Source organism: Pseudomonas sp. 8 R 14, from assembly GCF_900005955.1.
GTDB classification, from domain to species: domain Bacteria; phylum Pseudomonadota; class Gammaproteobacteria; order Pseudomonadales; family Pseudomonadaceae; genus Aquipseudomonas; species Aquipseudomonas marginalis.
In genome coordinates this window covers 1-21942 of the sequence record NZ_CVTH01000082.1, presented here as the reverse complement: position 1 = coordinate 21942, position 21942 = coordinate 1, and the positions used below count along the sequence as shown (strand labels likewise).

The window sequence follows — 21942 nt, the reverse complement described above, 5'->3', positions numbered from 1 at the left end:
CCGACGGACGAGCGTGGTACGCACGCCGTTCAGGTCCAGGGTGTGGACGTTGGCCGAGGCCTTGATCAATTCCGGTCAGGTCGGCGGCAGCAGGGAAGCAGAGGACCGAGCTATGGCTGTGCAATGGTTGATTGCTGCGGGTGTGCTGGTGGGGGCGAGCGTCGTGTTTTGGGGCTTGAGTGCCTGGATGACACGGCGGATTGAAGCAGCGGTTCCAGGCAATGGGCGCTTTGTGGAGGTCGATGGCGAGCGCTTTCATTATTACGAAGAGGGCAAGGGCCCGCCGCTGGTGATGATTCACGGGCTGATGGGCAGCAGCCGCAACCTGACCTACGCCTTGTCCGGCCAGTTGCGTGAGCACTTCAGGGTCATCACCCTCGACCGCCCGGGATCGGGCTATTCCACCCGCCACGCGGGTACGCCGGCCGACCTGCCGGCCCAGGCCCGGCAAATCGCGGCCTTTATCCAAACGCTGGGCCTGGAAAAACCGCTGGTGCTGGGGCATTCCCTCGGCGGCGCGATTGCCCTGGCGCTGGCCCTCGACCACCCCCACGCGGTGTCCGGGTTGATCCTGGTGGCGCCACTGAGCCATCCCCAACGCCTGTTGCCACTGGTGTTCCTGTCATTGGCGGTGCGCCCGGCGTGGCTGCGGCGCTGGCTGTCGCACACCCTGACCGTGCCCATCGGCCTGCTGACCAAAGGCTCGGTGGTCAAAGGCGTGTTCGCCCCCGATGCCGCCCCGGCCGATTTCGCCACGCGTGGCGGTGGGCTGCTCGGCATGCGGCCGGATAACTTCTATGCCGCGTCCGCCGAGATCAACCAGGTCAACGATCACCTGCCGGACATGGTCAAGCGCTACCCGCAACTGACCTTGCCGATCGGGCTGATCTATGGCGCGCGGGACAAGGTGCTGGACTTCCAGAAACATGGTCAGGCCCTGGCCAGCAAGGTGCCGGGGCTTAAATTGCAGCTTGTGGAAGGACGCGGCCACATGTTGCCCATTACCGCGACTGAACGGGTGGCGGCGGTGGTGGAGCAGATAGCCAAGCGTGTCCGACCGGCCCAGAGCGCTACGGTGTTGCACGCGCCCTTTGCCCTGGCTAACAAATAATCATGGCCCCGATTGCTGGATCGAATGTCCGAAATGCCTGCCCTAGAGACCTGACCCAACAGCTGAAAAAACGACTGTTCAGTCACGCTAAAAAGGCCTCGAAAAAGTAGTTGACGACCTAACGATTCCGCGCTATTTATTTAAAAAAATATTTCAATATTTATTTTGAAATGATTTTTGAAATGCCTAAGAGCGAATAAAAATGAAAAAAACGTCTTTTATCGCATGGTTGATTTCCTGGGGTGCCCAGCATTCCTCGAAGCTGTTTTTTGCGTCCCTGCCAACCCGCCTCATCCGGAGGCAGCCATGAATCAGACATTGGCTGCCCCAAGCGTGTGGACCGACGGCAAGCGCCACCTGTGGTGGCTGGGCATCATGCCGCTGGCCACGCCGTTGTTGTCCGGCACCCTGGCGATCACGACCGGTATCCAGCAACTGTGGTGGGTCGGCGTGCTGGTGATCTTCGGCCTGATCCCATTGATCGACGGTCTGCTCGGTGAAGACGTGAGCAACCCGCCCGAATCCGCCGTTGGCCACCTCGAATCCCAAAGCTACTACCGCTGGATCGTCTATACCGGCGTGTTGTTCGTGATCTCCTCGGTGGTGATCACCGGCTGGCTGGCCGCCGGCGGGATCGACTGGATCATCCAGGGTGGCCTGTTGCAGGCTGCAGCGAACCTGGACCCTTCCAGCTGGCTATCCCACGCCGCCAGCTACATCACCGCCCGCACTCAACTGCATGGCGAACCGAGCTGGTTCACTTATCTGGGCATGGCGATGTCGACCGGTGCCGCCACCGGTATTGCGATCAATACCGCCCATGAACTGGGGCACAAGCCCAACGCTTTGGAAGTGTTCCTCGCCAAGGTCACCCTGGCGCCGACCTTCTACGGGCACTTCTACACCGAGCACAATCGTGGCCATCACGTACGTGTTGCCACGCCGGAGGACCCCGCCAGCTCGCGGCTGGGCGAGAGCTTCTGGGCTTTCCTGCCGCGTTCGGTGTGGTTCAGCGCACACTCGGCCTGGAACCTGGAGCGCGAGCGCCTGCGCAAACTCGGCCTGCCGGCCTGGCATTGGAAAAACGCTGTGCTCAGTGCCTGGATGTACAGCGTGGTGCTGTGGGGCGCGATGATTGCCTGGCTGGGGGCAGCGGTGATTCCGTTCCTGGTTATCCAGGGCATCTACGGCTTCTCGTTGCTGGAAGTGGTGAACTATGTAGAGCACTACGGCCTTAAACGCCAGAAGTTGCCCAACGGTCGTTATGAACGGTGTTCGCCTCGGCACTCCTGGAACAGTAATCGGATTGTCACCAATATCTTTCTGTTCCAACTGCAGCGGCACTCCGATCACCACGCCAACCCGACGCGCAGTTATCAGTCGTTGCGCCACTTCGATGAGTCGCCGCAACTGCCTTATGGTTACGCGAGCATGATTGTCTGGGCGTATGTCCCGTACTTGTGGCGGCGGCGCATGGATCATCGAGTCCTTAATCATTATGCCGGGGATATCACCCTGACCAATCTTCAACCTTCACAGCGTTTGAAGTACCTGGAGAAGTACAGCGGCAGTGCCAAGCCGTTTTGATCTGAAGTAACACTTAGTCTTGTTGTGTGCTCGGGGCCTGATTGCCGCGCAGGATTTTATCGCCCCGAGAAAGTGCTTTGACCCGAAAAAAATAATGAAAGGGAAGGACGTACACCATGCAAACACCTGCCAAGTTCACCACCCATATCGTATTGGCCGTGCTGGGCCTGATCACCTATCACCAGGCCCAGGCCGCGCGTATCGAACCGGCGGGCAGCGCCTTTACCGCCCAGGGCCCGATCAGCTTCTCCAAAGGCGCGCTGATCAGCGCCGATTGCACCATCAAGGTGGCCGGCAAGGTCGCTGCGGACGGTTCCTCGGTCAATGTCGACAAAGTCGAATTCGACGGCGGCCTCAAGTGCAGTCGCGTCGAAGCCATCAACTTGCCGTGGATCCTGGTCGCCAAAGATACCAGGAGCGGTTCCATGTCGAAGATCAGTGTCGATGTTCACGCTTTCGGCCTGGGCGGCAAGTGCGGGCCTTCCACCGCCGATGGCACCTGGGATAACGCCACCGGCAAGTTGGAAGCCGCCAATGTACCGATTGGCGAAGACTGCAAGATCAAGACGGTGTCGATCAAGATGCCGCCGAACTTCAAAGTTGTTGAGTAACGTGCTTCGGTAATTGAATTGAAATTTGGCTGGAAAGGGAAGTTCTGCAGTTTCACCGTGACCTCTCGTTCATGGCCATTACCCCCCTGGCGAAATGACTCGCCATAACATGTGAGGAAAAACAATGAAAAGCTTGAAAACCCTCGTATCGTTGTCTGCTTTGGCTGTTTGCATGGGTGCTGCGTCGATGGCCAATGCCTATAGCATCACCCCGGTGAACTCGAGCTTCACTGCGCCAGGCACCATTTCGGTGAAGTCGCCATCGTCGTTCCAGGCCACTGTTAACTGCGGCGCAACTTTTACCGGGAACGTCGATGCCAGCGGTGTGGCAAAAATCACCGGTGTGGCGGTGACCGGCGGTGGTCTTTGTGCGCTGCCGAAAATCACCGGTCTGCCATGGACCTTGACCGCCACCGGTGCCGCTGCGGGCTCGGTCAGCAACGTTGGTTACACCATCGCCGCGTCGGTTCTGTATCCGGCGTCCAATTGCGGTCCGTCCACCATCACCGTGGGCTACAGCGGTGGTGTACTGACCGCCTCCAACCAGACCCTGAGTGGTAGCTGCACCGTGGTGAGCCTCAGCGTTACCCCAAGCCCGACATTTACCATCGTGCCTTGATGGGCAACTGACACACCGGGCTGATCACCTGTTGAAAGACTGGCGCCTCGATCGGGCGCCAGTTTGTGAACTGCCGGAAGCAAAACGAACCGGCGGGGCCGGCTCAGAGAAATAACAATAAGGAGTGCCGCATGAATAATAAGAAACAACACGTGCAGGTTTTGCTGGGGCTGGCACTGATAGGCGGGGCGATGGTGAACGCGCCTGCACAGGCCGGCGGTTTTTCAACACCGACCTACGGCGCACCCGGTTGGGGCCGGGCATTTGCCGGTGGCTCGTTGTTCAAGAACGATCCCAGTTCCGCGTACAACAACCCGGCGGCCATGGCGTTTGTCGAACACAACGTGGCGCAATTTACCGTTGACTACGCCCGCATCAAGATCAAGTACAAAGGTGACGCCTCTGATTATGCAGGCAACCCGATTTCCAATACGCCCTTGGACGCCAATGGTTTTCCCGACGTCGCATCGACCACGGTGAATAACAACGACGGCGGCCAAGGCGGGTTCACTGCCTGGTTGCCAACCGGTTTCATGGTCATGCCCCTGGGGGATCGGTTCGCTTTCGGCCTGAGCCAGGTAGTGCCGCAGGGTATGCGCTCCACTTGGGATCAGGACTCGAAACTGCGCGACTTTGCAGTGGACACCAAAATTGAAACCGTAGGATTGACCGGATCCCTGTCCTTTAAGGTGAATGATCAATTTTCTATCGGCGGTGGCGTGATCGTGCAACACAGCAAGGGCTTCGTCAGTCAAAACGTGGACTTGTTGTCTGCCGCCGCGGTGTCCGATTCCGTGCTGGGCGGGATCAATTTTCCGTCTGATGTCGGCAGTGCCTTGATGCGTGTGAAGGTCGACAACATTTCAGCGGGCTGGTTTACCGGCATTGTTTGGAAACCCACGGAGCGAGACACCCTTGGCTTGAATTACCACGCCAAGATCAAGAACAAGATGACCGGCAAATATAATATTTACGCCGATCAGTTTTCCTACAACCTGATGACCCAGCCAAGTCCGTTTGGCGGTAGCGGTACGTTGGTGAATACCGCTTATCCAGGGTTAGAGCTGGCACCGGACGGCGCCCATGCCAGTGTCCAACTGGACATTCCTGCCACGGCCGGCCTGGACTGGGTACACCAGTTCAACGATCGCTTCACGATGGGGGCCAGTGTGACCTGGACTGAGTGGTCCTCTTTCAAAGACCTGACGCTCGAGTCCGGTGGCACCACCATTGTGTCCATTCCCTACAACTACAAGAACACCTGGATGTACTCCCTCGGCGGTGACTACCGCTTGACCGATGAGTTGACCTTGCGTGCAGGTGTAGCCCTTGACCAGACACCTACACGCAATTCGACCCGCGACCCGCGAATCCCGGATGGCGACCGTACATTCCTGTCGTTGGGGGCTGGTTACGATGTGAAAGCAATCAAGGGCCTCAGTCTTGACTTGGCCTATTCCCACCAGTTCGTGCAAGAGGTCAAGCTCAAGACTCAAAACGTCGATCGCCTGGGTGGCGCAAGCCTGAATGGCAAGGCGGAGTCGTCGGGCGATGTGGTGAGCGTGTCGGCCACCTACGCGTTCTGATATTTCATAGAGGGTGATGGAAAAGGCACCAAGCGCATCTTGATGCCTTCACCCTCATTCCACGTCAACAGTTCCTTGAGTATTGGCATTCCAGGCTGATTCATTCAGCCGCTATTTTTTCGTCCATGAATTAAATAAAAATTTCAAAACAAAATTTGAATTTGTCTTTCCAAGTTTGTAGTGTGGCTTTACGCCGCAGGTCGATCCGACCTTGCGCACGTAAACCACGCCCTGAATCGAGTAGAGGTATCCCCATGGTTATCTGGTTATTGGTGGGTGTCGCAGCCGCGATTGCCCTGGCGTATCGACAAGCTGCCGCCATCCTGTGGTTGGGCGCTGGCCTGATCTGGCTGACAGCGGGCTACCTGTTCAATGGAGTGGCGGCTTTCGGCGCCACCGTCGCGGCCGTGCTGGTGGTATTGCCGGCGTTGCTGATGACCCTCAAACCGCTGCGCCGCACACTGTTGACCAGCAAGGCCCTCGGCCTGTTTCGCACGATCATGCCGGCGATGTCCGACACCGAACGCGCCGCCATCGAGTCCGGCACCGTGTGGTGGGACGCCGAGCTGTTCAGCGGCAAGCCCGACTGGCAGCGCCTGCTGCAAGCGGCCCCGGCGAGCCTGAGCGCCGAGGAGCAAGCCTTCCTCGACAATGAAGTGGAAACTTTGTGCGATATCGCCAACGACTGGGAAACCACCCAGGTCTGGCAGGACATGTCCCCCGAAGGCTGGCAGTACACCAAGGACGCCGGCTTCCTTGGCATGATCATTCCCAAGCAGTACGGCGGCAAAGGCTTCTCCCACTACGCCCATTCCCAAGTGGTGATGAAGCTGTCGACGCGCTGCTCGGCGGCGGCGATTTCGGTGATGGTGCCCAACTCCCTGGGCCCGGCCGAACTGCTGCTGCATTACGGCACCGACGCCCAGCGCAATTACTACCTGCCGCGTTTGGCCCGGGGCGAAGACATCCCGTGCTTTGCCCTGACCAGCCCGTATGCCGGCTCCGATGCCGGGGCGATTCCCGATCTGGGCATCGTCTGTAAAGGCACCCATGAAGGCCAGGAAGTACTGGGTTTCCGTGTGACCTGGGACAAGCGCTATATCACCCTGGGACCGATCGCCACGGTGCTCGGTCTGGCGTTTCGCGCGGAAGATCCGGACGGATTGCTGGGGCCGAAAGGCTCTCTCGGCATCACCTGTGCCCTGATCCCCACCTCCCATCCCGGCGTAAACAGTGGTCGCCGGCACTGGCCGCTCAATGCCGTATTCCAGAACGGCCCGACCACCGGCAAGGATGTGTTCATCCCGCTGGAGTGGGTGATCGGCGGCCGCGAACAGGTCGGCAACGGCTGGCGCATGTTGATGGAGTGCCTGGCCGCCGGCCGCGCCATTTCCCTGCCGTCGGCCAACGTCGGCCTGGGCAAGGTCGCGGTGCGTGGTACCACGGCCTACGCGGCGATGCGCAAACAGTTCGGCTTGCCCATCGGCAAGTTCGAAGGGGTGCAGGCGCCGCTGGCGCGCATGGCCGGGCACCTGTATGCCTGCGATGCGGTGCGCAAGGTCTCGGTGGCTTCATTGGATGCCGGTGAGAAACCCTCGGTGATCTCGGCCATCGCCAAGTACCACGTCACCGAACGCGCGCGGATGATCGTCAACGACGGCATGGACATCGTCGCCGGCAAGGGCATCTGCATGGGCCCCAATAACTTCCTGGCCCGTGCCTATCAGCAAAGCCCCATCGCCATTACGGTGGAAGGCGCGAACATCATGACGCGCTGCCTGATCATCTTTGGCCAGGGCCTGATTCGTTGCCATCCCTATGTGTTCCGCGAAATGGAAGCGGCGCGCAACCCGGACCGGCGCCAGGCGCTGGAAGACTTTGATAGCGCGATGTTCGGCCATGTGAGCTTTGTATTGGCCAACACCGTACGTGCGGCGGTGCATGCCCTGACCGGCGGGCGCCTGATTTCCGTACCGGCCAAGACCGACCCGGCGCTGGCGTCCTACTATCGCCAGGCCAATCGCCTGTCGGTGGTACTGGCGCTGATCTCGGATATTTCCATGGGCGTGCTGGGCGGTGCCCTCAAGCGCAAGGAAAGTATCACCGGGCGTTTGGGCGATATTCTGTCGCAGCTGTACATCCTGTCCTGCGTGCTCAAGCGCTTCGAGGACGACGGCCGGCCCCAGGCAGACCTGCCGCTGGTGCATTGGGCGGCACAGGACGCATTGCTGCGTGCCCATGAAGCCCTTGCCGAAGTGCTGGACAACTACCCCTCCACAGCGGCGGCGGCGGTGCTGCGTGGCTTGACGTTCCCGTTCGGTATTCCGTTGCGCAAACCTTCGGATCAGCTGCTGGCCCAGGTGGCCGATGTGGTGCAGATCCCCGGCGAAACACGCGACCGCCTGCTGGCCAATTCCTACATTCCGCGTCCGGAAATCGACAAGCTGGCCTACGGCGAGTTGGGCTTGCGCCTGCTGCCGCAAGTCGAGCTGATCGACGCCCGGCTCAAGCCGGCCATCAGGCAAGGCCTGCTCGAACCGATGCCGATTGCCGCCACGGCCTTCACCGCCTGGCGCGTCAAGGCGCGGGCGCTGGACCTGATCAGCGACGACGAAGACGCCTTGCTGGCGCGCTATGTGGAATACGCCGACCACGCTATCCAGGTGGATGACTTCCCCCAGGACTTCGGTTTGCTGGAGGCGTTGCAGCAGCGCAGGCAGGCGTTGGAGCCGGTCGCCAAGCGGCGCAGCAGCCAAAGCGAAAACGCCTCGGTCAACTAGGACAAACGCGGTCAATGTGGGAGAGGGATGGGTCCAATGCCAGTCATGTAGGAGCGAGCTTGCTCGCGAAGAACGTCTAAGCAACGCGTTCATTCTGGAGAAACGTGGTGGCCCTGAGTTTCTTCGCGAGCAAGCTCGCTCCTACATGACTGGCATTAGGGCTTGTCCCCTCCGACATGGATCGGGTTTACACGGCAAGTTTGTGTGGTGAGTGGATCTATCTATGAGTGACAGCTACCTATCGTTCGTCAATTCCCCCTGGGGCCGTCGCCTGGCCCAGGTGGTGGGCTTGCCCCAGCCCGTGCCGTTGCAGCGTCACCGCAGCGGCCAGCCAGGCCTGGCCAACCCGGTGATTGTCGCCGGGGCAGGGCGCCTGGCTGCGCAGGTGCAACAGGTGTTCAGCGCCACCGACACGGTCACCGCCACCCCGGCGACGCTCAAGGCGCCGTCCACGGTCAAGGTGCAGGGCGCAGTGTTCGATGCCAGCGGCATAACCGGCTTGCAACAACTGGGCGAGCTCTATGAGTTCTTCCACGCCAACGCCAAACGCCTGGGCCAACATGGCCGCGTTGTGGTGCTGGGCACCGCGCCGGAACACTGCACCGAGTTGCCCCAGGCCATCGCCCAGCGTGCGCTCGAAGGCTTGGTGCGTTCATTGGCCAAAGAGTTGCGCCGGGCGATCACCGTGCAGTTGTTGTACGTGGCTCCGGGAGCGGAAGACGCACTGGACAGCAGCCTGCGTTTCTTCCTGTCGCGGCGTTCGGCCTATGTGTCGGGGCAGGTGGTGCGCCTGGAAAAACCGGTGGATGGGCAGGTCGCCGTCAATTGGGACAAACCCTTCGCCGGCCGACGCGCGCTGGTCACCGGTGCTTCCCGAGGCATTGGCCTGGCCATCGCCCAGGTCCTGGCCCGCGAGGGCGCCCATGTGGTCTGCGTGGACGTGCCCCAGGCCCGGGACTCGCTGCAACAGGCGGCCGCGAGTGTGGACGGTTCGGCGCTGCCTTTGGACATCACGGCAGCGGACGCCGCTGCCCAGTTGCATGCCCATGTCAGCCAATACGGTGCCTTCGATGTGGTGGTGCACAACGCCGGGATCACCCGCGACAAGACCATCGCCAAGATGACGGAGGCAGCCTGGCGCAGCGTGCTGGCGGTCAACCTCGAAGCACCGTTGCACCTGAGCAGTGCCTTGTTGGATAGCCAGGGCCTGAATCCGGGGGGGCGTATCGTGTGCGTGTCGTCGATCTCCGGCATTGCCGGCAACCTCGGGCAAAGCAACTACGCCACCTCCAAGGCCGGCGTGATCGGCCTGGTGCAAGGCCTGGCCCCGCGTGCGGCGGCGCAACAGGTCACGGTGAACGCGGTGGCGCCGGGGTTTATCGAGACCCAGATGACCGCAAAAATTCCGCTGATGATTCGCGAAGCGGGGCGGCGCATGAACTCGATGTCCCAAGGCGGGCAGCCGATCGATGTGGCCGAAACCATTGCCTGGCTGGCGCACCCGGCGTCGGGCGGGGTCAATGGCCAGGTCGTGCGCGTGTGCGGCCAAAGCCTGCTGGGAGCCTGAGTCCATGGACTACGTGACGCAGATCATCGACCCACCGCCATCACGCACGCGCCTGTTGCTGGACGGCGTACGTGGCCTGCGCAAACCCAAGCTCGACGGCGCACCGCTGTTGCCCAGGGAGCGCCTGGTGCGCTCGGCGGTGGAATTGTCCGCTGCGGGCATTGCGGCTTACGGCCGTGCCTGTGGCTTTCGCCGCGAACAAGGCGTGCCGCTGTCGTACCCACATGTGCTGGCGTTCCCCCTGCACCTGATGCTGCTGACCCGTCCGAGTTTTCCGTACCCGGCCAGTGGCATGGTGCACCTGGCCAACCGCATCCGGCAGCACCAGCGCCTGCAGGAAGGCCAGGCGCTGCGCCTGGAAGTCTTTTGCGAACGTTGGGTGGCCCACGCCAAGGGCCAGGCGCTGAGCATCGCCACCCGTGCCTACAGCAGCGGCAGCCTGGTGTGGGAAAGCGACAGCCTGTACCTGCGCCGCGCGGTGAAAGGTCCCGTCGGCGAGCCATGGGAGGACGCGCTGGCGTTGCAGGAGGAGGGCCTGTTGCGCACCCAGCGCTGGGTGTTGCCGGCCGATCTGGGGCGGCGCTTCGCCAAGGTCTCCGGGGACTTCAACCCGATCCACACCTCACTGATCGGCGCCAGGCTCTTCGGTTTTCGCCGCGCCATCGCCCATGGCATGTGGACCCTCGGCCGCGCATTGGCCGCTCAACAACCCCCCGGGGGCCTGGGTCAGGCCGAAGCCCATTGCGACTTCAAGCTGCCGATCTTCCTGCCCGGCCAGGTCGCCCTGTGGCAACACCCCGTGAGCGGCCCGCGGCGCGAATTCGAAGTGCGCAATTTCGCCGGCGACAAACCGCATATGCGCGGGCTATTTGTCTGGAATGAGAGCCCTACATGAGTGACTACAGCTTCAATCCGGCCCCGACCCGCCGCGTGGCGATCATCGGCGGCAACCGCATCCCGTTCGCCCGTTCCAACACGGTGTATGCCCACGACAGCAACCAGGACCTGCTGGTGGCGGCGCTGCAAGGCCTGGTCGACCGTTACAACCTGCACGGCCAGCGCCTGGGCGAGTTTGCCGCCGGCGCGGTGATCAAGCATTCACGGGATTTCAACCTGGCGCGTGAATCGCTGCTGTCGACCACCTTGTCCCCGCAGACCCCGGCCTACGATGTGCAGCAAGCCTGCGGCACCGGCCTGGAAGCGGCCTTGCTGGTGGCGAATAAGATCGCCCTCGGCCAGATTGACGTGGGCATCGCCGGTGGTGCCGACACCACCTCCGACGCGCCCATCGGCATCAATGAATCCCTGCGCCACACCTTGCTCGCGGCCAACCGCGCCAAGGGCATGGGCGACAAGGTGAAGGCACTGCTGAAGGTGCGTCCGTCGATGTTGTTCAAGCCGCTGTTGCCGCGCAATGGCGAGCCGCGTACCGGTTTGTCCATGGGCGAACATTGCGAAGCCATGGCCCAACGCTGGCAGATCAAGCGCCTGGCCCAGGACGAGTTGGCCCTCACCAGCCACCAGCGCCTGGATGCCGCGTATCAGCGCGGTTTCTTCGACGACCTGATCAGCCCCCATCGCGGCCTGGCGCGGGACAACAACCTGCGCGCCGACGCCAGCCTGGAGAAACTCGCCGGCCTGTCCCCGGCCTACGACCGCCAGCACGGTACCCTCACGGCGGGCAACTCCACGCCACTGACGGATGGCGCCTCGGTGGTGCTGCTGGCCAGCGAAGATTGGGCGGCGGCCCATGGCTGGCCGGTGTTGGCCTACCTGCGCACGGGCGAGACGGCGGCGGTGAATTTTGTCGACGGCAGCGAAGGCCTGCTGATGGCGCCGGCCTACGCCGTACCGCGCATGCTCAAGCGCGAAGGACTGAGTTTCGCCGACTTCGATTTCTTCGAGATCCACGAAGCGTTTGCCGCCCAGGTGCTGTGCACGCTCAAGGCCTGGGAAGACGCCGACTACTGCCGCGAACGGCTCGGCCTGGAGGCGCCGCTGGGGGCCATCGACCGCGCCAAAATGAACGTCAACGGCGGCTCTCTAGGCTGCGGCCACCCGTTTGCCGCCACCGGTGGCCGGCAATTGGCGGCGCTGGCCAAGGCCATTCACGAGCGGGGCGGCGGTCGCGGCCTGATTTCCATCTGCGCGGCGGGCGGGCTGGGCATTACCGCTATCGTCGAAAAGTAGCCCCATCAAAAACAACAATAAGGAGACTGCCATGAACGCTATCAGCCTGGAACACACCGAACGGGTCTGGTTGAACGCTTACCTGCCCGGCGTCCCGGCGGACATCGATGCCGGTATCGAGGACTACCCGTCGTTGCGCGAGGTGTTCCTGGAGCACCTGGAGAAATTTCGCGAGCGGGTCGCCTACGTCAGCATCGGCACCGAAATGACCTACGCCGACTGGCAGGTGCAAGGCATTGCGTTCGCCGCCTGGCTGCAGGGCCAGGGCGTACAGAAGGGCGACCGCGTGGCGCTGATGATGCCCAACTGCTTGCAGTACCCGATCTGCCTGCTGGGCACGATCCTGGCCGGCGCGGTGGTGGTCAACGTCAACCCGTTGTACACCGCCCATGAGCTCAAGCACTTGCTCAAGGACAGCGGCGCCGAAACCGTGGTGATCTTCGAAAACTTCGCCCACACCCTGGAAAAAGTCATCGCCGGCAGCAGCATCAAGCGCGTGGTGGTGGCCGCCATCGGTGATCTGCTTGGCAGCTTCAAGGGCGCGGCGATGAACTTCATCCTGCGTCGCGTGCAAAAGCAGGTGCCGGCGTTCAACCTGAGGGGCTCGGTGCGTTTCAACCAGGTGCTGAAGCAGGGCCGCGCGCTCAACCACTTCCCGGTGGACATGCACCTCGACGACCTGGCCTTCCTGCAATACACCGGCGGCACCACCGGGGATGCCAAGGGCGTGATGCTCAGCCATCGCAATATCATCGCCAACCTGTTGCAGGCCAAGGCCTGGGTCGGCGACCAACTGGACCAGGACAAGCAGGAAACCAACGTCACCCTGCTGCCGCTGTACCACATCTTTTCCCTGACGGTGAACTGCCTGATGTTCATGTGCCTGGGCGGGCGCAACATCCTCATCGCCAACCCGCGGGATGTGAAGCGGGTGCAGATGATCCTGCGCAAGGAGCGCTTCAATGGCATTGCCGGGGTCAATACGCTGTTCAACGGCTTGCTGGAGAATAAGGAGTTCTGCGCCCGGGACTTCTCCGACCTGCGCATGGTGATCGCCGGCGGCATGGCCACGCACACGGCGGTGGCCAAGCGCTGGAAGGACGTCACCGGGCTGCCGATCATCGAAGGCTACGGCCTCACCGAATGCTCGCCGGTGGTGAGCATCAGCCCGATCGACATTGCGCGCATGCGCGAAATGGAATTCACCGGCAGCATCGGCGTCCCGCTGCCGTCGACCTGGGTACGGTTTATGCGTGAAGACGGCGAGCTGGCCGATATCGGCGAGCAAGGCGAACTGCAGGTGCGCGGCCCACAGGTGATGCAGGGCTATTGGAAGCGTCCGGACGCCACCGCCGAAGTGCTCGACGCCGAGGGATGGTTGTCGACCGGTGACATCGGCGTGATGGATGAACGCGGCTATATCCGCCTGGTGGACCGCAAGAAAGACATGATCCTGGTCTCGGGCTTCAACGTGTACCCCAATGAAATCGAAGACGTGGTGGCGCTGCACCCGGGCGTCGGCGAAGTGGCGGCCATCGGCGTGGAAGACGGCGTGACGGGGGAGAAGGTCAAGATCATCGTGGTGCGCAAGGACCCGAACCTGACCCAGGAACAGCTCCTCGCCCATTGCCGCGAATACCTGACGGGCTACAAGGTGCCCAGGTATGTGGAGTTTCGCAGTACCGAGTTGCCTAAAACGACAGTGGGCAAAGTGCTGCGTCGAGCCTTGCGCTAGAAAAGCAGGAACTGATTCGGACACGCTGCCACATAAGGACTACTTGCAACCCAGCGTTATCGCTGTGTTCTGCGTCCTGGTGCGACGCTGGACAGGCAGGTGAACACTTTTTGGCCAAACCGGACTGGAGACATCAAACGATGTTGGCGCCTGCTCTTGATAAACCTGTTACTTCCTCACGCCTGGACTCGGAGGTGGATCAGGGCAATAGCTCTTCCCCAAAACCAACGGCGAATTCGTCCGCCACTCCGCAAAAGAGCGCCTCAATCAGCTTTCAGTCGAGTGACACCCCGCGGTCGCCGGCGTTTTACGCGAACGCGGATACCGCCGGCTTCGAGGCGCGTGACCGTGCACAGCAGATCAAAGCAGGTTATTGGCCCCTGGGGGTTATGAGCAATTTCAAGCTGTTCGTCCGCCACTGCTTTGGCGCCCAGCGCCCTCCAAGTCCCGACCCGTTCCCCTGCAGGCCCTGCTACGGTTTCGGTAGCAAGAGCAATGCGGACCTATCACGCATGCTGCTCGACAGGTTCGATGACTTCAAGGCACCCAATGGGTTCATCACCAAGGACGGCCTGAAGGATATGGCCGGAAAACCGCTGACCGGCGATTATGAAAAAGACCAGAATATCCGCCTGGCACGGGAACTGATGAGGCGTGGAGACCTGGTCGATGATATGGACCGTCACCATATCACCGGCGGGCTGGATGGCCTGATCGATCGAAACAACCTCAACATCACGATGTTTAAAAACCAGAATGACAAAGAGTTGGCCCGAGAGCTGATGCGTGATGTCGATCTGTTCAAGGCTCCGCAGTGGCCCTTCCACCTCAGCCTCGAAAAACTGCATGAAGTTGCCAACTGGACCGTTACCAGGCATCCCTACTTCGGTCGCCAGGCCTGGCTGGCGAAGGAACTCCTCAGGCGTCCCGACATGCTCGACAGGCTTCACTTCCGCTGATTGAGAGGTGTGCAGGTGATCTGAAAGTTGGGAGGGGGGCTTGCCCCTCCCACAAGGGTTTTGCATTGCGCTTCAGAGCGAGTTTAGGTTGACCCAGCGTTCTTCACGGGCCGCCACACGAATCGCCGTCGCCAGCCGTTCCACCTCCCACGCCGCGTCAAAGTCGGTGCCATCCGCGCCCTGGCCGGCCAGCGCCATGATCAACTCCTGCACCTCCAGGGTCTTCAGCTCGTTGTAGCCCAACTGATGCCCCGCCGCCGGGCTGAACGCTGCGTAGCCGGGCAGGGCAGGGCCGGCCAGCAAACGCTGGAAACCGTCCTGGCCGACACGGCACAGGCGCAGTTCATTCAAGCGCTCCTGATCGAACGCCAAGGTGCCCTTGGTGCCGCTGATCTCGAAACTCAGGTGGTTCTTGTAACCGTGCTTGAGCCAACTGCTGCTCACCGTGCCGCGCGCGCCGTTGGCGAAGCGCAGCAGGGCGTGCACCTGGTCATCCACGGCGATGGCTTTCTGCTCGGCGCTGCCTTTGACGGCCGGGCGTTGGGCGTGGACGGTCTGGGTGTCGGCACACACGGCGGTCACATCGCCCACCAGGTAGCGCGCCATCGACAGCAAGTGGCTGCCCAGGTCCGCCAGGGCGCCACCGGCATGCTCCACTTCACAGCGCCACGACCACGGTGACGCCGGGTCGGCCATGAAGTCTTCGCTGAACTCGCCCTGGAAGCTGATGATGTCGCCGAGGTCACCCTCGGCAATCAGTTGCCGTGCCAGGCCGATCATCGGGTTGTGCTGGTAGTTGTAGCCGACCCGCGTCACCACCCCGGCTTCGCGGGCGGCCTGGCGCATGGCATCGGCCTGCTCCAGGCTGACCGCCAGGGGTTTTTCGCAGTACACCGCCTTGCCCGCTGCAATGGCCGCCATCGCCATGGGAAAGTGCAGGTGGTTCGGCGTGGTGATGGCCACCACATCCACGGCCGGGTCGTCGATCAGCGCCTGCCAGTCGCCGTGGGCCTGGGCAAACCCCCAGGCCGTGGCACAGCGCTGGGCGCGTTCGGTGTCGGCATCGGCCAGGGCGGCCAGCTTGAGGTGTACCGGCAGTTCAAATACCGCCCGGGCATTGTTGAAGGCCAGTGCATGGGCGCGGCCCATGAAGCCTGTGCCGATCAAGCCGATTCCGAGTTCACGCATAGCCGTGGTCCTTTGGATTATTGTTTTCAGGAAGGCTATTAATGGAATAAAAATTCCCATATTTCAATAGATGGAATAAAAATTCATTAATCAGCCTGGCTGATACCCGCCTATTCAGGCATGGCCAAACGCCGTCAGTTAACAAAAGATAACGTAGCACCGATTGTCAGACGATTCGAAAGCCCGATAGGATGGCCCCTGCTTCCTCCAGGCGCTCTAGATTGCAGGTTTCAGGGCCCGGGAAGGCGAGACGACCTAACAATAATAAATGGGAGAAAGGTCTATGAGTGAGCCTGTCATGGGTTGGGTTGTTTGCCGCCCACGCGCCGCACGCAGGGTTGCGTTGCTGGCCGCAGCGCTCTCGCTGTTTGGGACTGTCGCGTTGCCGACCGTCGTCCAGGCCGCCAGCGATACCTCTTTTGCGATTGAATCCCCCAAGGCCGCCAAAGGCCTGATGATCGATGTCGTCCATGCCGGCAAGCGCCTGGTGGCGGTCGGTGATCGTGGGCACATCCTCTATTCCGATGACCAGGGCAGCACCTGGACCCAAGCCAAGGTCCCCACCCGGCAACTGCTCACGGCGGTGTATTTCGTCGATGACAAGCAGGGCTGGGCGGTGGGCCATGATGCGCAAATCCTCGCCAGCACCGACGGCGGTGCCACCTGGACCCAGCAGTATCAAGACCTCAAGCGTGAAGCGCCGTTGCTCGATGTGTGGTTCAACGATGCCCACCACGGCCTGGCCGTGGGCGCCTATGGGGCGCTGATCGAAACCACCGACGGCGGCAAGACCTGGGAAGACGTCAGCGACCGCCTCGACAATGAAGACCAGTTTCACCTCAACGCCATCGCCCGGATCAAGGACGCCGGCCTGTTTATCGTCGGCGAGCAGGGCAGCATGTTCCGCTCCAGCGACGACGGTCAGACCTGGGAAAAACTCGAAGGCCCCTACGAGGGCTCGCTGTTTGGCGTGATCAGCACCGCACAACCCCAAACCCTGCTGGCCTACGGCTTGCGCGGCAATCTTTACCGCTCCACGGATTTCGGCAGCACCTGGGAACAAGTCGAACTCAATGCCGCACGCGGCGCCCTGGAGTTCGGCCTGTCGGGGGCCACCTTGCTCGAAGACGGTTCGCTGGTGGTGGTCGGCAACGGCGGCAGCGTGGTGGTCAGCCATGACGACGGCCAGACCTTCAGCGTGTTCAATCGCCCCGACCGTATTTCATTGTCGGCCGTCACGGCGGCAGGCAACGGCAACTTGATTCTGGTCGGGCAGGGTGGTGTTCGCGTCGCCACACCCACTGGCGCCGAACCGACAAAACAATAAGAAGGCGGGGAACGCATGAGCAGTCATCACAACGATAAAGCGACCTTTCTTGAGCGCCTGATCTTCAATAACCGCCCGGCAGTCATCGTGATCTGCCTGCTGGTGAGCATTTTCCTGTTCTGGCAGGCGACGTTGATTCGCCCGTCCACCAGCTTTGAAAAGATGATCCCCCTCAAGCACCCCTTCATCGAAAAGATGATGGAACACCGCAACGACCTGGCCAACCTGGGCAACACGGTGCGTATCTCGGTGGAGGCCAAGGACGGTGACATCTTCACTAAGGAATACATGGAGACCCTAAGGCAGATCAACGACGAGGTGTTCTACATCTCCGGCGTCGACCGCTCGGGCCTCAAGTCGCTGTGGAGCCCCAGCGTACGCTGGACCGAAGTCACCGAAGAAGGCTTCGCCGGCGGTGAAGTGATCCCGCAGAGCTACAACGGCTCGACGCAAAGCCTCGATCAACTGCGCAACAACGTGCTTAAGTCCGGCCAGGTCGGACGGCTGGTGGCCAACGATTTCAAGTCGAGTATCGTCGACATCCCGCTGCTGGAGTCCTACCCGGACCCGCAGGACCAGGGCAAGCTGCTGGCCCTGGATTACCGCAAGTTCTCCCATGAACTCGAAGACAAGATCCGCGACAAGTTCGAAGCCCAGAACCCCAACGTCAAGATCCACATCGTCGGCTTCGCCAAGAAGGTCGGCGACCTGATCGACGGCCTGGTGATGGTGGTGCTGTTCTTCGGCGTTGCCTTCGTCATCACCCTGGTTCTATTGCTGTGGTTCACCAACTGCCTGCGCAGCACCATCGCCGTGTTGAGCACCACACTGGTGGCGGTGGTCTGGCAACTCGGCCTGATGCACTTCTTCGGCTTCGGGCTGGACCCGTACTCGATGCTGGTGCCGTTCCTGATCTTCGCCATCGGGATTTCCCACGGTGTGCAGAAGATCAACGGTATCGCCCTGCAATCCAGCGAGGCGGACAACGCCTTGACGGCCGCGCGGCGCACCTTCCGGCAACTGTTCCTGCCGGGGATGATCGCGATCCTCGCGGATGCCGTGGGCTTTATCACGCTGCTGATCATCGATATCGGCGTGATCCGCGAACTGGCCATCGGCGCGTCCATCGGCGTGGCGGTGATCGTGTTCACCAACCTGATCCTGCTGCCGGTGGCGATTTCCTATGCGGGTATCAGCAAGCGTGCCATCGCCCGGAGCAAGAAAGACGCGCACCGCGAACATCCGTTCTGGCGCCTGCTGTCGAAATTCGCCAGCCCCAAAGTCGCGCCGGTCTCGGTCCTGCTCGCGCTGGTCGCCTTTGGCGGCGGCCTCTGGTACAGCCAGAACCTGAAGATCGGCGACCTCGACCAGGGCGCGCCGGAGCTGCGCCCGGATTCGCGCTACAACAAGGACAACAACTTCATCATCAGCAACTACTCCACCAGCTCCGACGTGCTGGTGGTGATGGTCAAGACCAAGGCCGAAGGCTGCTCGCGCTATGAAGCCATGGCGCCCATCGACCAGTTGATGTGGAAGATGCAGAACACCGAGGGGGTGCAGTCGGCGATCTCGTTGGTGACCGTGTCCAAGCAGATGATCAAGGGCATGAACGAGGGCAACCTGAAATGGGAAACCCTGTCGCGCAACCCGGATGTGCTGAACAACTCCATCGCCCGCGCCGACGGCCTGTACAACAACAATTGCTCCCTGGCACCGGTGCTGGTGTTCCTCAACGACCACAAGGCCGAAACCCTCGACCGCGCCGTGCATGCGGTGCAGGACTTCGCCAAGGAGAACAACAAGGACGGCCTGGAATTCATCCTCGCCGCCGGTAATGCCGGGATCGAAGCGGCCACCAACGAGGTGATCAAGGAGTCCGAGCTGACCATCCTGATCCTGGTGTACCTGTGTGTGGCGACCATGTGCATGATCACTTTCCGCTCCTGGGCCGCGACCCTGTGCATCGTGCTGCCGCTGGTGCTGACCTCGGTGCTGGGTAACGCGCTGATGGCGTTCATGGGTATCGGCGTCAAGGTCGCGACCTTGCCGGTGGTGGCGTTGGGCGTGGGGATCGGCGTGGACTACGGCATCTATATCTACAGCCGCCTGGAGAGCTTCCTGCGTGCGGGGTTGCCGTTGCAGGAAGCCTATTACCAGACGCTCAAGTCCACCGGCAAAGCGGTGCTGTTTACCGGCCTGTGCCTGGCCATCGGTGTGTGCACCTGGATTTTTTCGGCCATCAAGTTCCAGGCCGACATGGGCCTGATGCTGACCTTCATGCTGTTGTGGAACATGTTCGGTGCGCTATGGCTGTTGCCGGCGCTGGCGCGGTTCCTGATCAAGCCTGAGAAGCTGGCGGGGCAGAAGGGTAATTCGCTGTTCGCCCACTGAGCCTGCAGCCTGTGGCGAACGCGTAAGTGCCGCCGCCACAGGCTATTGCCGGTCTCACGACTCGAAGGACAGGAACCAGCGTTCAGCCAGCTGTTTGCCGATCAAGCCTCGATGCACATTGACGATGGCCTGGGGACTTTGCGCCTTGGCCAGCAGGCTGTAATAGCTCTCGCGGCGTTGCTCACGGGTTTTCAAATGGGCGGCCGTGTAATCGGCCTTGGGCGTATTCGCGCCGGGGTAGTGAAAGTGCGCGTACCACAGCGTAAAGCCTTTCGCGTCGTTGATCGCGTACTCCTGGATGAAGTCACGGCGTGGGCCACCCAACTGAATACGTTTGCCCAGCAACGCAACGTTCGCCTGTTGCTGGTCGATGAGGTATTCGAGGTTGGCATGGGTGGGCGGCAGTTGCAGGCACAGTTGCAAACGTAACGCCTGGCCTTGGCTGTTCAACCGCGAGTAGGCCTCGCGCAGTTGCACCACCAGCGCTTGGTCGGCGGCGCTCCTGCTAGCCTCGGGTTGGGCTTCGATGGCACGGTGCAGCTCTGTGGCCAAGGTGTCATAGCGCACGGCTTCATACTGCAAAATTTCCTGCACTTCCTGCGGGTGCCTGGAGATTTTTCGATAGGCCTCCCCCCGGTTCAAGTGGTCCTGAAGCATGGCCAGGAGTTTGCGTGCCTGGCCCTTTACTACGCTCAGGCTACGGGTCGGCGCCGGCGGTTGTGGGGCCGGCGCCTGGACGAATTCAACCCATTCATCACCGCTTTGTGAATACATCCCCAGCAACTGGTCGCTGCCCTCGGCGCGAACTTCGACGATATCCACGTTGCCGATGGGCTTGAGTTCACCGATGAATGTGCCTTTGCGGCGGGTCTTGATCACGCGCTTAGGCGCAGCGCCGTGGCTGCTCATCGGGCGTTTTGGCAAGCGCTTGGGCGCTTGTGCCGCCGGTTTGATTTCGCTGGCCAGGCGCTGGCTGGCGTCCTGGTAGAGCGCCTCGACCAGCGTGAACAGTTTGCTGCTGTAGGTGTGGTCGAGGACTTCGGCATCGAGGATGCCAAGGCCCTGCAAGGCGTCGAGGGCACTGCCATAGTGTTCCACCAGGCTCTCCAGTACATTCAGGCGGTCACTGCCCGGCAGTTCAAGGCTGTTGAGTTCGCTGTGGGTGCGTACATGCTCCTGCAAGGGATCGACGATGGTGTTCAAGGCATTGAACAGAGGATGTTCAACGTCTTTGACAATCAAACGCTTCAAGCAGCGAATGTGCAGGTCCTTGACTGCCAGGGCGCTGATTTCGTTCGACCGGTCGGCCGTCAATCCAGTCGCACTCTCGGCGCCGGCAGGGCTCAGCTCAAACAGCTGTTCCAGGGAGCGGTCCTTGAGCTCCAGCCAATGAATGCTGCGTTCATTGATCTCCAGCAGCCGCTGGAGAAACTGCCGGTAGCTCGCCGGCTCACCAAGCACCGCCAGGTACAACGCCGGGCCTTCGCGGGTAAAGCGTTGATTGGCGCGATAGAGGGCTTGCCGGTCATTTTCTGCCACGACCACATGCTTGCGCGTATTTTTGACGGTATTTTCCAGGATGCGTTCGAGCGGTGTAAGCGGTAATGCGATGCCCAGTTCGCCCCGTTCCTTGGCGCTGTCCAGGATCTTCTGAAATTCCGCTGTCTGGCTGTGCAGCGCGCTGTCAAATTGTTTTCGGATCCGGGCCCGTTGGGTTTCTCCGATCGTCGGGTCCTTGTCGGCTTTGTCCATGGCCGCTTGAGCTTCATCGGCGGAGCTCTGCAGCGACGCCTGGCCTTTGAGAAATTGCTCATACTCGGTTTGCAATTGGCTGATACGCATCGCTTTACGTTGGCGTTCGGCGGCAATGCGGCCCAGGGGCATGCCACCGCGCAGGCGCAGGCGGGTATCGATCGTCCACGTGCCGGGCGTCTGCGTCCTTAGGTAAGGGCCGCTGCGATCAGGGTCGGCGGGATCCACAATCACCACGCTGGCGTCGTGCCCCAGGCTGACTTGAAACAGCTCACCGTCAACCCGTGCATGCCAGGTGGTGCCGATCAAGTACAGCCCCTTGCGCGGACCGTTGAGCACCGGCTGCGGCAACGTGGCAGGTGGTGTGACCCTGAAGGTTTGCAAGCGCATGCGCTGGCTGTGGGTGAGGCGCTGGTGGGCCTGGGCAAAGCTGAAATCCAGGGCGGTGTGGTTGCCCTGCGGCAGCTCGCCGGGCAGGGCGACGGTGCCTTGGCGAATCTGGGCCGGCGCAGGCACCGGCCATTGTTCGGCGCTGCGCC

The 21942-nt window shown here is 61.5% G+C and carries 14 protein-coding genes and 1 pseudogene; 13 read left to right on the top strand and 2 right to left on the bottom strand.

All coding sequences use genetic code 11. From position 1 onward, the window contains the following. Positions 1-112: 112 nt before the first annotated feature. The 11 genes from BFQ01_RS23770 to BFQ01_RS32460 all read left to right on the top strand — a co-directional run bounded on the left by BFQ01_RS23770 (position 113) and on the right by BFQ01_RS32460 (position 14745). On the top strand, positions 113-1111 hold the full coding sequence (locus BFQ01_RS23770; protein WP_065927133.1) for an alpha/beta fold hydrolase: 999 nt from the start codon (positions 113-115) through the stop codon (positions 1109-1111). A 306-nt stretch (positions 1112-1417) separates the two neighbouring features. Further along, on the top strand, positions 1418-2698 hold the full coding sequence (locus BFQ01_RS23765) for an alkane 1-monooxygenase (RefSeq protein ID WP_065927132.1): 1281 nt from the start codon (positions 1418-1420) through the stop codon (positions 2696-2698). Positions 2699-2814: 116 nt separating this feature from the next. After that, a complete protein-coding gene (praA, locus tag BFQ01_RS23760; protein ID WP_065927131.1) occupies positions 2815-3309 on the top strand; it encodes an alkane oxidation protein activator PraA in 495 nt (164 codons plus the stop codon). A gap of 124 nt (positions 3310-3433) precedes the next feature. Continuing rightward, the gene (gene praB / locus BFQ01_RS23755) at positions 3434-3928 is read left to right on the top strand and encodes an alkane oxidation protein activator PraB (RefSeq protein WP_027608591.1); all 495 of its coding nucleotides are present in this window, start codon (positions 3434-3436) and stop codon (positions 3926-3928) included. Between the two features lie 131 nt (positions 3929-4059). Continuing rightward, positions 4060-5514: an outer membrane protein transport protein gene (locus BFQ01_RS23750; protein WP_065927130.1), complete on the top strand. Its 1455-nt coding sequence runs from the start codon at positions 4060-4062 to the stop codon at positions 5512-5514. Between the two features lie 254 nt (positions 5515-5768). Then, positions 5769-8294: an acyl-CoA dehydrogenase gene (locus BFQ01_RS23745; protein WP_065927129.1), complete on the top strand. Its 2526-nt coding sequence runs from the start codon at positions 5769-5771 to the stop codon at positions 8292-8294. A 223-nt stretch (positions 8295-8517) separates the two neighbouring features. Next, complete coding sequence (locus BFQ01_RS23740; protein WP_065927128.1) at positions 8518-9861, top strand: 3-oxoacyl-ACP reductase; 1344 nt, start codon at positions 8518-8520, stop codon at positions 9859-9861. Positions 9862-9865: 4 nt separating this feature from the next. After that, entirely contained in the window at positions 9866-10756 is an 891-nt protein-coding gene (locus BFQ01_RS23735; RefSeq protein ID WP_065927127.1) for a MaoC/PaaZ C-terminal domain-containing protein, read from the top strand. Beyond that, positions 10753-12051 carry an acetyl-CoA C-acetyltransferase gene (locus BFQ01_RS23730; protein ID WP_065927126.1) on the top strand — a complete coding sequence of 433 codons (1299 nt, stop codon included), beginning with the start codon at positions 10753-10755 and terminating at the stop codon, positions 12049-12051. Before BFQ01_RS23735 ends, BFQ01_RS23730 begins: the two co-directional genes overlap by 4 nt. Positions 12052-12082: 31 nt before the next feature. Further along, a complete protein-coding gene (locus tag BFQ01_RS23725; protein WP_065927125.1) occupies positions 12083-13786 on the top strand; it encodes an AMP-binding protein in 1704 nt (567 codons plus the stop codon). A gap of 140 nt (positions 13787-13926) precedes the next feature. Next, the gene (locus tag BFQ01_RS32460) at positions 13927-14745 is read left to right on the top strand and encodes a hypothetical protein (RefSeq protein WP_141691301.1); all 819 of its coding nucleotides are present in this window, start codon (positions 13927-13929) and stop codon (positions 14743-14745) included. Between the two features lie 72 nt (positions 14746-14817). On the opposite strand, the gene BFQ01_RS23715 is transcribed toward BFQ01_RS32460, so the two are convergent. After that, a complete protein-coding gene (locus tag BFQ01_RS23715; protein ID WP_065927123.1) occupies positions 14818-15933 on the bottom strand; it encodes a Gfo/Idh/MocA family protein in 1116 nt (371 codons plus the stop codon). Positions 15934-16231: 298 nt separating this feature from the next. On the opposite strand from BFQ01_RS23715, the gene BFQ01_RS23710 reads away from it, so the two are divergent. Continuing rightward, a complete protein-coding gene (locus tag BFQ01_RS23710) occupies positions 16232-17260 on the top strand; it encodes a WD40/YVTN/BNR-like repeat-containing protein (RefSeq protein WP_174562745.1) in 1029 nt (342 codons plus the stop codon). Between the two features lie 15 nt (positions 17261-17275). Then, the gene (locus tag BFQ01_RS23705) at positions 17276-19651 is read left to right on the top strand and encodes an efflux RND transporter permease subunit (RefSeq protein WP_027608582.1); all 2376 of its coding nucleotides are present in this window, start codon (positions 17276-17278) and stop codon (positions 19649-19651) included. 54 nt (positions 19652-19705) lie between these two features. Here BFQ01_RS23705 and BFQ01_RS32635 read toward each other — a convergent pair. Beyond that, positions 19706-21942 (bottom strand): annotated as a pseudogene (locus tag BFQ01_RS32635) (hypothetical protein); the annotation flags it as partial.

Coding starts and splice junctions, on each gene's coding strand:
- BFQ01_RS23770 (WP_065927133.1), top strand. CDS start 113: ATGGCTGTGCAATGGTTGATTGCTGCGGGTGTGCTGGTGGGGGCGAGC.
- BFQ01_RS23765 (WP_065927132.1), top strand. CDS start 1,418: ATGAATCAGACATTGGCTGCCCCAAGCGTGTGGACCGACGGCAAGCGC.
- praA (WP_065927131.1), top strand. CDS start 2,815: ATGCAAACACCTGCCAAGTTCACCACCCATATCGTATTGGCCGTGCTG.
- praB (WP_027608591.1), top strand. CDS start 3,434: ATGAAAAGCTTGAAAACCCTCGTATCGTTGTCTGCTTTGGCTGTTTGC.
- BFQ01_RS23750 (WP_065927130.1), top strand. CDS start 4,060: ATGAATAATAAGAAACAACACGTGCAGGTTTTGCTGGGGCTGGCACTG.
- BFQ01_RS23745 (WP_065927129.1), top strand. CDS start 5,769: ATGGTTATCTGGTTATTGGTGGGTGTCGCAGCCGCGATTGCCCTGGCG.
- BFQ01_RS23740 (WP_065927128.1), top strand. CDS start 8,518: ATGAGTGACAGCTACCTATCGTTCGTCAATTCCCCCTGGGGCCGTCGC.
- BFQ01_RS23735 (WP_065927127.1), top strand. CDS start 9,866: ATGGACTACGTGACGCAGATCATCGACCCACCGCCATCACGCACGCGC.
- BFQ01_RS23730 (WP_065927126.1), top strand. CDS start 10,753: ATGAGTGACTACAGCTTCAATCCGGCCCCGACCCGCCGCGTGGCGATC.
- BFQ01_RS23725 (WP_065927125.1), top strand. CDS start 12,083: ATGAACGCTATCAGCCTGGAACACACCGAACGGGTCTGGTTGAACGCT.
- BFQ01_RS32460 (WP_141691301.1), top strand. CDS start 13,927: ATGTTGGCGCCTGCTCTTGATAAACCTGTTACTTCCTCACGCCTGGAC.
- BFQ01_RS23715 (WP_065927123.1), bottom strand. CDS start 15,933: ATGCGTGAACTCGGAATCGGCTTGATCGGCACAGGCTTCATGGGCCGC.
- BFQ01_RS23710 (WP_174562745.1), top strand. CDS start 16,232: ATGGGTTGGGTTGTTTGCCGCCCACGCGCCGCACGCAGGGTTGCGTTG.
- BFQ01_RS23705 (WP_027608582.1), top strand. CDS start 17,276: ATGAGCAGTCATCACAACGATAAAGCGACCTTTCTTGAGCGCCTGATC.